The sequence below is a fragment of the Mesorhizobium sp. P2_C5_2 genome (assembly GCF_056404535.1).
This window is the reverse complement of the sequence record NZ_JBFUDV010000005.1, coordinates 74,030-87,217: the sequence shown is the minus strand read 5'-3', so window position 1 is coordinate 87,217 and position 13,188 is coordinate 74,030. Positions and strand designations below refer to the sequence as shown.

Here is a 13,188-nt window from a genome sequence, read left to right as displayed (position 1 = left end):
CTCAAGACTTTGCTCCTGTGCGGTGCGCCATCGACTTCCATACCGGCCGCAGCGCCTGGCGCGCAGCGACGAAGGATGGAAACAGCGCATCGTAGGTGTGGGAAAGCGCCTCGTCATAGGCATCGCATTCGCCCAGAAGCGGCGTCACCCATTCGGCGCAACAATCATCCATCGAGCGATAGACGCCGAGCCCGACCGCGGCCATCATCGCGGCGCCCGCGGCACCGGCTTCCTGGCGGCTGCTGGTTCTGACTTGCGCGCGGGTCGCTGCGGCGATGATGCGGCGCAGCGACGGGCTGCGCGCCGCGCCGCCCGACAGGCGGATTTCGCCCGGCACAGTACCCATCGCCTGGTAGCAATCGCGTGCCGCGAAGGCCAATCCCTCGAGAACGGCGCGCGCAAGATCGCCAAAGCCGTGCTTGACGGAAAGGCCGATGAACCCTGCCCGCGCATCGGGATCGACGAACGGTCCGCGTTCGCCGGCGAGCGAGATATAGGGCTGGTAGACAAGCGATCCCGGCTCCGATCCTTCGACCCAGACATCGAGCGCTTTCAGCAGCTCATCGCGCGAAGGTTTTGCGCTGCTGGCGGTCAGCACGTCGCGCGCCAGGCCAAGCAGCCAGTCGATGTTGAGCGTCGCCGCCATATTGGATTGCAGTTGCGCATAGGCGCCCGGAACCGGCATGGCGATCGTGTAGCCGGATGCATTGTCATTGAGGACGACATCGTCAGGAGTACGCGCCAGGCGCGTATGGATCCCGGTCGAGCCGATGACCGTGCAGCCGACATTGCCGCTCGGATCGTAAAGACCGGCGCCGAGTGCGGTGCTGACCATGTCGACGTAGCCCAGCACCACCGGCGTGCCTTCGAGCAGGCCGGTCTCTCCGGCTGCCGACGCAGCAAGCGGATGATGGTCGGTCGTGCCTTCGAGCATGGGCGGCAACAGGCGGCGATGCGTCGTCAGATCGAGAATGTCGAGCACCTCGTCGGAATAGCTGCGCGAGCGGAAATCGCCGAAGGTGAAGGTGGCTTCCGAGGGATCGGTGGCGCGCTCGCCCGTCATTTTAAAGTGGAGCCAGTCCTTGCAGTGAAAGGCAGTGGCGGCGCGCTCGAGGATTTCAGGGCTGTTCCTTTTCAACCAGCTCAGCTGAGCGCCCTGCTGGCAAGCGTTGAGCCCGGTGCCGGTGATCTCGAACCGCGTGCGATCCCGGGCATCGGCGCGCATCTCGTCCACCAGATGTCCGGCGCGGGCGTCGAGCCAGAGCCAGGCGCGCCCGACCGGTAGGCCGGCGCCATCGATCAGCCAGGTGCCGTCGCCCTGCCCGGTGATTGCAACCGCCGCGGTGCGCCGCGCCAGATCGGGAATTTTCGTCGCCAGTTCGCGAACGGTCAGCGCCATGTCGCGCCAGGTCTGATCGAGATCTTGCTCGGCGCCGCCGCCTTCCAGCGTGGCGAAGCTGTTGGTCACCGACGCCATGGCAAGCTGCCGCCCCGAAAGATCGAAAGCGACCGATTTGATCACGGATGTTCCCGCGTCGATCCCGATCAGCAGGTCTTTCATGCGGCAAGTTCCGGATGATTATGAAGGCAATTCAAAGGAACGGTCTTTGTTGTTTCGAGCCGTAGAAGAGGCAGGGAGTGTCCGCAAGGACACCCCCTGTGCAGGTTTTATTCCGACAGCACGAAGGGTGCGGTGTACTTGTCCACATTGTCCTTGGTGATGAGCAGGCAATCGAACAGCTGCTTCTCGCTGGTGGCACCGGTAGCGCCCGACTTGATGAACGAGTCGGCCTGCTGCACGGCCTTTGCCGAGAAGATGGCGACCGGCTGCAGCACGGTGTACTGCAGTTCGCCGGACTTGATCGCCGCAACCGCATCCGGGGAGCCGTCGAAGCCGCCGACCTTGATGCCTGCCAGCTTGCCGGCTTCCTTCAGCGCCGCAACCGCACCAAGCGCCATTTCATCATTGCCGCTGATCACGGCGATGATGTCGGGATTGGCCTGCAGCATGCTCTGCATCTTGTCGTGACCCTGGGTACGATCCCAGTTGGCAACCTGCGAGGCAGCCTTTTCGAGATCCGGATACTGGCTCAGCACGGTCGCATAGCCGTTCGAGCGCGTGGCTGCGTTGTTGTCCGACGGGGCGCCGAGCAGTTCGACATATTTGCCCTTTTCACCGACCGCCTGCACCCACTGCTGGGCACCGAGAGCCGCACCCTGCGCGTTGTTGGAGACGAGCTGTCCTTTGGCAAGGCCTTCCTGATTGATCTCGGCATTGACGAGGAAAACCGGGATGTTGGCGGCAATCGCCTTCTTCACCGCGCCGACCGAACCATCGGCATTGGCCGGGTCGAGGATGATCGCCACCGACTTGTTGGTGATGGCGGTGTCGATCAGATTGCTTTCCGTGTTGGTGTCGCCCTTGTGGGCAGCGACATTGGCGGTATAGCCGAGCTTTTCGGCCTCAGCCTTGGCGACGTTGCCTTCGGTCAGCCAGTACGGGTTGGCCGGATCGTTGACGATGATCGAGATCAGGCCCGCGGCCGATGCGGCTGCGCTAAACCCGACGACCATCGCGGCAGCAAGCAAACTTCTAAGCACGATTTTCATGTACATTCCTCCAATGATTTACGCGGTGTTGCTCCAGTCACCTGGCAGCCTTCCCTTGGGCAGGATTGGCCGGTTCGGCCTTCCCCCGTTTCTGAGAAGTCGGTTGGCCGCCCGTCGAAGCCGGGAGCTTGCTACGGCGGCGATACTGAACGGCATTGAGGAGCACGGCGAGCACGATGACGGCGCCGGTGAACACTGTCTGCCAGTAGGATGAGATGCCGATGATCACCAGACCATCGGACAGGAAGCCGATGACGAAGGCCCCGAGCAAGGTGCCGCGGATATTGCCGCGCCCGCCGGTCAGCGCCGCACCGCCGATGACGACGGCGGCGATGGCCGTCAATTCGTAGGTGGTGCCCGCGGTCGGCCCGGCCGAGGTCAACTGCGAGGACAGGATCAGGCCGGCAATGGCGGCGCAGATGCCTGAAAGCACATAGACGGAAATCTGCACCGTCTTGACCGGAACGCCGGAGAGTTCGGCCGCGCGCTCATTGCCGCCCGAAGCGTAGAGCCAGCGCCCGAAAGCGGTGCGGTTCAAGACGATGCTGCCGATCAGCGCGATCACCGCCAGCACCACTACGCCGGTCGGCACGCCGAAAAGACGGTTGAAGCCAAGCGCGTCGAAACCGGTGTTGCCTAGCTCCGGCTTGCCACCGAGATTGTTGTAGGTCAGGCCGCTGGTCATCAGCAGCGCAAGGCCGCGCGCCATGTACATGACGCCGAGCGTGGCGACGAAAGCCGGAACCTTGAAGCGTGCGATGAGCACGCCGTTGATCAGACCGACAGCGGCGCCCAGCATGCAGGCGAGCACTGCGACCACCCAGACCGGCGGGTAGAGAACGACGCCCAGCCAGGTCAGCGCCACGCCCTGCATCAGAAATCCGGCGACGACGCCGGCAAGGCCGAGCGTCGAGCCCACTGACAGATCGATGCCGCCATTGAGGATGACAAGCAGCATGCCGACGGCGAGAATCCCGAAGATAGCGACATGCGAGGCCATGGTCAGGAAGTTCGCCACCGAGAGGTAGTAGGGCGACAGGATCGAGAAGACGACGATGATGACGATCAGGGCAAAGAAAGCCCGGCCTTCGAGCAGCAGCTTGGCAACGTCGAAGCCCTCGCCGCCGCTACTCGGGCTGGACTGTTTGCTGGCCTGGCTGACATCGCTCATGATCGCGGCTCCGAAAATTCTGTGATCAGGCGACCACGGCTTCGCCCGAAGCGGCCATGATCTGCTCTTTGGTGGCGTTCGCGCTGAATTCGGCTGAAATCTTGCCGCGCCGCATGACGACGATGCGGTGCGCGATGCTGAGGCACTCATTGACCTCCGAGGTCGAGAAGACGACCGCCAGGCCCTGCGCGGCGCGCTCGCTGAGCAAGCGGAAGACTTCGGCCTTGGCGCCGACGTCAATGCCGCGGCTCGGCTCGTCGAGAAGGATCACCTTGGGATTTGTCGTCAGCATCTTGCCGATGACGACCTTCTGCTGGTTGCCGCCCGACAGCGATCCGATCATGGCGTTGCCGCCGGCAGTCTTGATGGTCACCTTGCGGATCGAGTCGTCGATCAGTGCGCGTTCCCTTGGCCGGGACAGGAACAGGCCTTTGGCGAATGCCTCGATGCTGGCAAGCGACAGATTGCGGCCGACGGTCATGGTCTGGACCAGACCATCTCGCTGGCGGTCCTCGGGCACGAGCACAAGTCCTCTGGCAATGCGCTGGGCAATGGTCAGCCCCGAAACGTCCTCGCCCTCGAGCAGCGCCCGCCCGCCCGCCATCGGCACGCGTCCGGCAACGGCCTCCAGCAATTCCGTGCGGCCCGCGCCCATCAGCCCATAGATGCAGACGATTTCGCCTGCTTTGACATCCAGCGACAGATGATCGACCACGTAGCCTGAACCCGAAGCGTCGGTGACGCTGACATCCTCGATCGATAGCGCCACCGCGCCGAACGCATGGCCGGTCGGCGGCGAGCCGAGATCAAAATTCGCGCCCACCATGTTGCGGACGATCCATTCGAGATCGATATCCTTGGCCTCGGCCGTCGCCGTGATCGCACCGTCGCGCAGCACGACGGCATAGTCGGTGATCTGCAGCGCTTCTTCGAGGTGATGCGAGATATAGACGATCGAGACGCCGCGGCTGGTCAGATCGCGGATCACCTTGAACAGCACCTCCACCTCCGTCGCGCTGAGCGCGGAGGTCGGCTCGTCCATGATCAGGATGCGGGAATCGACCGACAGCGCCCGTGCGATCTCGACGATCTGCTGCTGCCCGAGGCGCAGATCCTCGACCAGGGTCATCGGGTCGATGTCTTCCTCGAGGTCAGCCATCAGCGCGCGCGCCTGGCGCGACTCCTCGGCGAAGTCGAGGCCGGTCCTGGTGCGCAGTTCGCGGCCCATGAAGATGTTGTCGCGAACGCTGAGATTCGGCGCCAGGCTCAGTTCCTGGTGGATAATCGAAATGCCGCGATCGCGCGCATCCGAAGACGAGGAAAAGCTGACGAGATTGCCGTCAAGCACGATATCGCCGGATGTCGGCGTCACCACACCGGACAGGATCTTCATCAGCGTCGACTTGCCGGCGCCATTCTCTCCGAACAGGGTGGTGACCTTGCCGCGATGAATGTCGAAGTTCACGCCCTTGAGCGCGTGCACGCCGCCATAAGACATGACGACATTGCGCGCCGAAAGCACGGCGTCGCCAGTTGCGGGTTCTGTGCCGGAAGCCGAATTCATTTGACCTCCAGCCTTACCGGGGTGACCAGCCAGCTCTTCGGATTGACCAGCTTGAAGGCGCCGACCACCGCTATGGTCTTGCCGGTCAAGGTGCTGGTATCGACTTTCGCCAGCACCTCCTTCTTCATCTCGTTGTTCAGTGCCGAGCCGGCGTCCTGATACTCGATCTGGTTGGTGAACTGGCCGAAGGTGATCTTGCCGGTGGCGTCGCGAAGCTCGGTTCCGTTGATCGCCGGCCCGGTCTGCACGCGGACCGTCAACGTATCCGGTAAACCGTCGACGGCGACCTTGTAGATGCCTGACTTGCCCTCGCCGACGACGCCGGTGAGCTTGACCGAGATGACCGGTCCGACGCCCGCAGGCACGCCATATTCCTTTTCGGCGGTCGCCCTGTCCTTGGCGATCGCCGTCGCCACTATCGCGGCGTCGGCGGCACGCGCCTCGACATCGGCCTGCACCTTGGGGAATTCCGACTTGCCATAGTCGGCGGCGGAAAAGACGGCGTTGCGGACGTCGCCGGCAGAGCCGATCTTGATGACCTTGGTGTCGAGCGCCATGGCGCCGAGCAGAACCAGAACTGCAGCAGCGGCAAGTGCCCGACGCAGGCCGGGCGAAGCTTGCCGGGCGGAGGCAGCCTTCGCGCTCATGATGCAACCGCCAGCGATGCGGATTTTCCGTTGTCACGCATTCGTCGATCCTCCGTTCACGCGGCGCTTGGTGGCACCGGCTGCATCGTCGAACTCGACGAGCGCGCGGGCCGTGCATTCGTCGGTGATCAGGCCGCTGAGATAACGGCTTTCGAGCACTGCCTTGATGGCGCGTACTTTCACCTTGCCGCCGGCGACGGCGACAATCCTGCGGCCCTTCAACTGATCTCGAGGAAGCGCCAGTATTCTTTCCGACAGCGCTGTTTCGACCGGGCGCCCCTTGTCGTCGAAGAAATGCGCCAGCAATTCGCCGACGCCGCCGTCACGCTTGACCTCGTCGATTTCGGAAGGCTCGATCATGCCCGTGGCGACCAGCGAGGCTTCCCGCTCGGCCGTGCCTATTCCGACGAACATCAGGTCGGACCGGCTGGCGAGAGCGAAGACATCGCTGATGCCGCGCTGGCCAAGCAGCACCTCACGGTCCTCGGCGGTGTTGGCGACAAAAGGCACCGGCATGACAAAGGCCTGCGCACCGGTGCGCTCGGCCAGGCGATGCATGACGTCGTGCGGGTTGGCGGCGAATTTGCGCGTCACGCCGCCAAGCAGCGAGACGAAACGGATGTGGGCAGCAGTGGTGCGCGTCAGATATTCGACGCTGGCCGCAAGCGTGCGGCCATGGCCGACGCCGATCAGCATGTCTTCGCCGCGATCGATTTCGCGCTTCAAAAACTGGGCGCCGGCAATGCCCAGCCCCTTCAGCGGCAACTCGTCTTGGTCGAGATCAGGAACCACTTCGCAATAATCGAGCCCAAAGGCGGCGGTCAGGCGCTGTTCCAGATCGACGCATTCGGCGACATCGCCGTCGATGAATACCCTGACCAGCCCTTCCTGGTTGGCCTTGGTGATCAGCCGGTGCGCTTTGAGGCTGGTCAGGCCAAGCCGCTTGGCCACCTGAGCTTGCGTCAGACCCCCGGCATAATGAAGCCAGGCCGCACGCGTGGCGAGGCTGGATTCATGGTCGCGGTTCGCGGCTCCACCGGATTTCAAGCCATCTCCTCCCTGAGATGATATTATTATCTTTGTGTGCAAAAATTTTCATACCTTTGCATCGCTGTCAATCCCTTCGCGGATGGTTGCCCCAGCCGACGGATCGGAAGCCAAAGCAGGCCTATTAGGAACTCAGCATATTAGGCGATCATAGGCAGGTGTTAATTTAACGTCAATCTGTGTTATCTCATGCCAAAGACAGCTGTCAAAGACAGCTGCAATGCGTAGGTGACGGCAGTCGAAGTCATTGCTAAGCGTTTGTTTTTGTTCAAATGCATCGTGGCTCTAGAAAATCCCAATCTGGCTGTGAGATGGGAGGTTTCGCGCACAAGGTGCAACCAGGGCAAACCGATCGGATTGCCCTGATAATACTATCGGCGTCGGCGATGGCGCGATCAGTCCAGCCGCATCAGGTTCCTGCCCTCGAGCTCGACAACAGCGGCTTCGACTTCCCGCGCGAGGCGCTCAGCACTCCACGCTAACGCCCGCCCGGCGATCGCGGCAATCTCCTGCAGGTCGCGGCTTGTCAGCGAACCGCCAATGGCTAGCGTGCTGCGGCGCATGACGATGTCGGCCAGATGTCCGACGAATTCGTTGCGGGCGATGTAGTCGATTTCCGCCTTGCCATAGCCTTCGGAGTCCTGCAGGCGGCCCTCATCATTCGGCGCCCACTTAGCGATCTGCGCGGCTCGGGTCCCGTAGCGTGACAGCAATTGGTCGAGGCGCCCTTCCCCGGCGCCCGTTGCCTGCTGTGCCTCAGCCAGCCAGTCTGCGCGCGCCGCGGCATTGGCCGGAAAATCGCGGCCGCCGCCGATCGGCATCGAGCGCGTCGACACCTTGCGGCTGCGCTGCAGGCGGCCGAGCACGGTATCAGTGACTTCCTCGGCAAAACCGCGAAACGTCGTCCACTTGCCGCCAACCAGGGAAATGACCGCGAAGGGCCTGTTGCTGTCCGGCTCGGCGACCGGCGCCGAATGATCGCGGCTGATCAGTCCGGGCGTCGATGCCTCGGACGTCGGCAAGGGTCTGATGCCGCTATAGGCGTAGACGATCTGGTCGCGTTCGAACGCCATGCCCGGCAGCAGCGTGCGCACGCTGTCGAGCAGATAGTCGACTTCTTCGGGTTCGCAGTGGACCTCGTCTGGATTGTCGGCTTTGATGTCGGTCGAGCCGACCAGCGCCAGGCCGAGATAGTCGTAGACGAGGCAGATGCGGCCGTCGTCGGCCTCGAAATAAAGCATGCGCCCAGCCAGACTGCTGACCAGTTCGTCATGCTTCAACAGGATGTGCGAACCCTTGGTGCCGCCGATCATCTTCGACGGCGCGCCAAGCAGCGCATTGACGTCGTCGATCCACGGACCGGCGGCGTTAACCACCAGCTTCGGCCGCACCGAAAAGGCGATGCCGTTTTCCGGTTGGAAGGTGAGCACGCCATTGGCTGAAGTATCGAGTGCCGTGTAGTTGGCGCTGGCGGAGGCTGTATTGGCCTGCAGCCCGTCGAAGATCAGTTCCAGCACCAGCCGTTCCGGGTGGCTTATCTTGGCGTCGTAATAGGTGCCGGTGGCAACGATCGCCGGATTGAGCGCCGGCATCTCGCCCAGCGCCTGCTGCCGCCCGACCATGCGGTGGCGCGGCATGACCTGGTTTCGCGAACCGTAGAAATCGTAGATCATCAGGCCGATCTTGATCAGGACGGCGCCGCGGCTGCGCGGCGCGCTGGTCGAACCGAACAGCGTTCGCAGCGCCGCCAGCATGCCCTTGCCCCACGAAAAGATCGGGATGACGGTCGGCAGCGGGCTGACATAGTGCGGCGCGTTTTGCAGAAGCAGATTGCGTTCGAGCGTCGACTGCGCCACCAGCCCGAACTCGCCAGTTTCGAGATATTTGAGGCCGCCATGAATGAGCCGCGACGGCGCGGCACTGGTGCCCGAGCCGAAATCGCCCTTGTCGACGATCAGGCAGCTGACGCCTTGCGCGCACAGGTCGCGAAACAGCCCCGCCCCGTTGATGCCGGCGCCAAGAATGACGACGTCGACATCGCCGGTCGCAGCCATTGCGGCGAGACGCCCGGCGGGATTGTCCGCCCCTGCTCCGTCGGTTGGGCTCATGGCGCTTTCGTCTTGACGATGCGCAGCTTCACGCCGGCCCGCTCAAGGCTCTGAGCCTGCGCATCGCCTAGCCCCTCGGTCACCAGCACAGCGTCGAAACTGGTCAGATCGTCGAAGACGTGCAGTGCAATCCTGTCGAACTTTGCATGGTCGACCAAAAGGATGCGCTTGACCGATGCGGCCATCATCGCTTGCTTCACCCGCACGACATTCGGATCCTGGATGAAAGCCGTGGTTCCGGTGATCGCCGAAGCCGAACAGATCAGCACATTGGCGCGCAGCTGCGCCACGGCGTTCTCGCAGACGATGCCGATATAGGCATTGTAGGTGCCGTGATACTGGCCGCCGAGACAGATGAAATCGATGTCGTCGACATTGATCATAAGCGCAGCCGTCGACACGCTGTTGGTGACGACCGTCAGCGGCTTGACGTCGAGCAGCAGCGTCGCGACCGCGTTTGCCGTCGATGAATCGTCCAACATCACCACCTGGCCGGCCTCGACATAGTCCAGCGCCGCCCGCGCCAGCGCATCCTTCTCCGCCCTGTTGACCGTCACCCGGTAGCGAAAGGCGCTTTCGTAGAGACCGGAGGGCTGAACCGTCACCGCGCCATGCAGCTTGCGTAACACGCCCTGCTGCGCCAGCCGGTCGATGTGCCGGTGGATGGTCATGCGCGACACCCCGAAATGCTCGACCAGATCGTCGATGCGCACCTGGCCGAGCTTGATCACATAGTCGGCGATCTCTTCGCGTCGTTCGTCGGCCTTGATCATGCTTCTCCCCCCGGCCGCGCCAGCCTTTCGATTGCCGGCCAATGCGACTTCATCTGCTCGGCGATCCGGCAGTAGAGCGAAAAACGCTCATTGAACACAGCACTGGGGGCGGGCGCCGGCTGATATGTCCGCGCCGTCATGCCGACCTGCCTTGCACCGTCTTGCGGCGTCTTGAACAAGCCGACAGCAGCACCTGCGCAAAGCGAGGCACCCAAAGCGGCGGCCTCATCCGTCGAGGTGACGGTGACCGGGGCGTTCAGCACGTCGGCAAACATCTGCACGAAGACGGGGTTGCGCGAACTTCCGCCGGTCAGGCGGATCTCGCTGACAGCAAAGCCATCGCGCAACGCTTCGACATGGGTACGATGATTGAAGGCGATGCCTTCCAGAACCGCCTTCAGCATATCGCCGCGATTGTGCCAGCCATGCAGGCCGACAAAGCTGCCGCTGGCGACATCGCCATAGGGGGAGCCGAACAGATAGGGATGAAACAGGATGGTCGAAGGCCTTTTCAGCGCCGCGTCGATCTCTGCCGCCAGCAGTTCGTGGATTGAGCCGCCATCCGTCCTGTCCTGTTCCGCGCGGCAGAACGTGTCAAGAAACCAGTCGTAGTTTGCGGTCGAAGCCGGCGAGATCGCCATGTTGTTCCAGCGGCCGGCGTCGAGGGCGTTGCGGCAGAACCAGCGCCGGTCGACGCGCGGTTCTGACGAAACGACTTCATTGATGGAATAGGTGCCGGCGACGATGGCGAGAGTGCCCTCCTCATGGCCGCCCATGCCAAGTGCGGAGGCGGTCACGTCATGCAGGCCGCAGGCGACGGGCGTACCCCTGGACAGGCCGGTCATATCGGCGGCCTCGGCGGTCACCTGTCCAACGATGTCGGCCGAATGCGCCACCGGCGGTAGCGCATCGAAAAGGCCATCCAGTCCGAAGATGCGCATCGCTTCCGGCGCGAAGGCTTGCGTGCGGAAATCGGTGAAGGAGGTGCTGGCCTCGGTCCGGTCGGTGCCGATGGTGCCGGTCAGGCAAAAGCGCAGCCAGTCCTTGCAGGCCAGCACATGACCGATGCGCCCATAGCGGCCCGGATCGTTCCGCCCGATCCAGGCCAGCAGAGCCGAGGGCGCCGAAACATGCGGCGCCTGGCCGGTCAGCGCGAGCGCGTGGTCGAAAACCGAACCCGCGCACCATTTGTCGACGATTTCGCCTGCACGGCTGTCGAGCGACAATATGCCGGGCCCCAGCGGTCGGCGGTCCTTGTCGAGCAGATACAGCCCGTCGCCATGCGCGGTCGCTGCCACCGCCTTGATGTCGCCTGCCGGACGGCCGCACAGCGCAATCGCCTCGCGAATGGCCTCCGCGGTCGCTTGCCACAGACCGGCCATGTCACGCTCCACCCAGCGCGCATGCGGCATCGATTGCGGCACCCGCCGCCGCGCCACCGACAGCTGCGTGCCGTCGGCATCGAAGATCACTGCCTTGGTGACGGTGAGGCCGTTGTCGATTCCGAGCAGGCTGGGCATGAGACCGCCTCAATCAGCAACTGGCGATGCGCACTGCAAGCGATCCTGCAGGCTGAGGCAAGGGCGACAGGCATAGCGACAAGCAATGGAGCGAAGCGATATCAAAGCGGCAGGTTTTTTGCGGGTCAAAACGAACCATATTCCGTTGTTAATTTAACGTCAGTATGTGAGATCGGTGTACGGAAGTCCATAAAATTTTGGCGACCCCAAGAGGAGAAATAATGTAACACAGCTGATTTTTTTAATTTTTTTTGACAATAAAATGTACCACTGTCGTCGTTCTATTTTTCAGAAAACGCGCGCTATCGGAAACCCTTGGCTCGGCCTGGCACCCGCAGCCGAGATGTGGCGAGCACTTCGCCCTTGGTGACAGAGCCGAAGGGGAGGCATCCACCAAGCTGGACGCGCTCGGCCACGACGACATCGACGATGCAGAGTCTATTCGCGGGAAGCGTCGCAGATGCATTTGCCTGTTCAGGCATGGACCGAATCTTGCGGCTGACGGCGCGCAAACCACTGGTAGGCCCGGAGGATATCCCATAGTCGTTGGTTTCATTGACTTTTCGTGGGCGCCAGTCAACCATCCTTCCTATATCGTTCCGTATGGTTTCGCGTCGCTTTCATCGTCAGAACTTGGCTAGATATGCGCCACATTGATGCGCGCCTACCTTGGCAACTTCGAAGGCTGTGACAATCCGGCGTGGTCTGCTGCGGATGGTCCAGCATAGCTTAAGAAACCGTACTTTTGATGTGAGGTCCCCTGACGCCACAAGTGTGCCTGCGAAGGCATGGACAGCCGCGACTGCGCGCGTCCTGGACTGAACTACCCGAGAGTCTGACTGGCGAGGGCATAAGTCATCGGTCCAGTTGCGCCGCCCACGGCAAAATCGGTGAGGCCTTTGCCCATCGACATGGTGAGCACCGTATCGAAAACCGGCATTCCGTTGTGCGACAGAAAGGCGGCGTACTCGCCATTGTCCATGTGGGTGTCGATCCGCAGGAAAGACCCCGAATGGTCGGTCACGTGCGACCGCACGACCGCTACCGCCTCAGCGTCGCTTTCCGCCACGACCGGCCCCACGACGTGGCCCCGCCCGAACGGGCGACAGAGCGCGAAAGCGCTCAGCTTGTCACCCTTGAAAAGACCATAGCCGACCGAGTACGTGAAAAGCTTTTCGATGAGCGCCGCCCGCCTCACGCCAAATCCTGCCGCGTCAAGCGCGATCGCCGCAGGAAGATCCCTGGCGTCCAAAGCCCGGACGTCGCCCCGAATATTTGCCGGCCTATCCTTCGTCTGCATACGGGCGATGCCCTGGCATTGATAAACGGTCTTCTCCGGCTGGAAGTCGAGCGAAAGATAGAGCCGTCTTGCCGCACGGGTTGCATTGAGACGCAGATCGCGCCCGGCGACCTTGTCGAAGACTCGCTTCATCAGCCATTGCCCCGCCCCCAGCGTCTGGAGTCGCGGCGAGGTGATGACCATGCCCACGGTCGCGAAATCGGCGCCATGCGCGAACCACATGGCCGAGCCAAGAACGCGACCGATATCATCGAGCGCCACGAACCCCCGTCCCGATTCGCGCAGGAATTGCCAATCCTCGGCCCGATGCGGCCATCCCACGGACAGGGAGAGCGCGTGCAACCTATCCAGCTCGACGCCTTCAATGTCGCCGATGCGCATCGAGAAGGTGTCGATTTTCAAGCTTCCGGACGGCTTCAATTCCATGTCCCTGCAAGATTTCCGCACT

Annotated in this window: 10 protein-coding genes; all 10 read right to left on the bottom strand. The window is 62.6% G+C overall.

The features are described from left to right. Position 1: 1 nt before the first annotated feature. Complete coding sequence (locus AC1D1B_RS19010) at positions 2-1,561, bottom strand: FGGY family carbohydrate kinase (protein ID WP_477334000.1); 1,560 nt, start codon at positions 1,559-1,561, stop codon at positions 2-4. 107 nt (positions 1,562-1,668) lie between these two features. Further along, positions 1,669-2,610 carry a D-ribose ABC transporter substrate-binding protein gene (locus AC1D1B_RS19005; RefSeq protein ID WP_081725422.1) on the bottom strand — a complete coding sequence of 314 codons (942 nt, stop codon included), beginning with the start codon at positions 2,608-2,610 and terminating at the stop codon, positions 1,669-1,671. A 37-nt stretch (positions 2,611-2,647) separates the two neighbouring features. Next, a complete protein-coding gene (locus tag AC1D1B_RS19000; RefSeq protein WP_477333999.1) occupies positions 2,648-3,781 on the bottom strand; it encodes an ABC transporter permease in 1,134 nt (377 codons plus the stop codon). Between the two features lie 25 nt (positions 3,782-3,806). Then, on the bottom strand, positions 3,807-5,345 hold the full coding sequence (locus AC1D1B_RS18995) for a sugar ABC transporter ATP-binding protein (RefSeq protein ID WP_477333998.1): 1,539 nt from the start codon (positions 5,343-5,345) through the stop codon (positions 3,807-3,809). Next, a complete protein-coding gene (locus AC1D1B_RS18990) occupies positions 5,342-5,992 on the bottom strand; it encodes a DUF2291 family protein (protein WP_477333997.1) in 651 nt (216 codons plus the stop codon). Before AC1D1B_RS18990 ends, AC1D1B_RS18995 begins: the two co-directional genes overlap by 4 nt. A 33-nt stretch (positions 5,993-6,025) precedes the next feature. Next, positions 6,026-7,039, bottom strand: coding sequence for a sugar-binding transcriptional regulator (locus AC1D1B_RS18985; protein ID WP_477333996.1), 1,014 nt, complete (start codon positions 7,037-7,039; stop codon positions 6,026-6,028). A gap of 395 nt (positions 7,040-7,434) precedes the next feature. Then, positions 7,435-9,147 carry a glycerol-3-phosphate dehydrogenase/oxidase gene (locus AC1D1B_RS18980; RefSeq protein ID WP_477333995.1) on the bottom strand — a complete coding sequence of 571 codons (1,713 nt, stop codon included), beginning with the start codon at positions 9,145-9,147 and terminating at the stop codon, positions 7,435-7,437. Beyond that, positions 9,144-9,920, bottom strand: a complete 777-nt coding sequence (locus AC1D1B_RS18975; protein WP_477275274.1) for a DeoR/GlpR family DNA-binding transcription regulator — start codon at positions 9,918-9,920, stop codon at positions 9,144-9,146. Before AC1D1B_RS18975 ends, AC1D1B_RS18980 begins: the two co-directional genes overlap by 4 nt. Further along, positions 9,917-11,440, bottom strand: a complete 1,524-nt coding sequence (locus AC1D1B_RS18970; RefSeq protein ID WP_477333994.1) for an FGGY-family carbohydrate kinase — start codon at positions 11,438-11,440, stop codon at positions 9,917-9,919. The genes AC1D1B_RS18975 and AC1D1B_RS18970 overlap by 4 nt, the downstream gene beginning before the upstream one ends. 823 nt (positions 11,441-12,263) lie before the next feature. Continuing rightward, the gene (locus AC1D1B_RS18965; RefSeq protein ID WP_477333993.1) at positions 12,264-13,166 is read right to left on the bottom strand and encodes a GNAT family N-acetyltransferase; all 903 of its coding nucleotides are present in this window, start codon (positions 13,164-13,166) and stop codon (positions 12,264-12,266) included. Between the last annotated feature and the right edge of the window lie 22 nt (positions 13,167-13,188).

Bases quoted from the DNA above. Each gene is read 5' to 3' on its own strand.
- AC1D1B_RS19010 (WP_477334000.1), bottom strand. From the start codon at position 1,561: ATGAAAGACCTGCTGATCGGGATCGACGCGGGAACATCCGTGATCAAA.
- AC1D1B_RS19005 (WP_081725422.1), bottom strand. From the start codon at position 2,610: ATGAAAATCGTGCTTAGAAGTTTGCTTGCTGCCGCGATGGTCGTCGGG.
- AC1D1B_RS19000 (WP_477333999.1), bottom strand. From the start codon at position 3,781: ATGAGCGATGTCAGCCAGGCCAGCAAACAGTCCAGCCCGAGTAGCGGC.
- AC1D1B_RS18995 (WP_477333998.1), bottom strand. From the start codon at position 5,345: ATGAATTCGGCTTCCGGCACAGAACCCGCAACTGGCGACGCCGTGCTT.
- AC1D1B_RS18990 (WP_477333997.1), bottom strand. From the start codon at position 5,992: ATGAGCGCGAAGGCTGCCTCCGCCCGGCAAGCTTCGCCCGGCCTGCGT.
- AC1D1B_RS18980 (WP_477333995.1), bottom strand. From the start codon at position 9,147: ATGAGCCCAACCGACGGAGCAGGGGCGGACAATCCCGCCGGGCGTCTC.
- AC1D1B_RS18975 (WP_477275274.1), bottom strand. From the start codon at position 9,920: ATGATCAAGGCCGACGAACGACGCGAAGAGATCGCCGACTATGTGATC.
- AC1D1B_RS18970 (WP_477333994.1), bottom strand. From the start codon at position 11,440: ATGCCCAGCCTGCTCGGAATCGACAACGGCCTCACCGTCACCAAGGCA.
- AC1D1B_RS18965 (WP_477333993.1), bottom strand. From the start codon at position 13,166: ATGGAATTGAAGCCGTCCGGAAGCTTGAAAATCGACACCTTCTCGATG.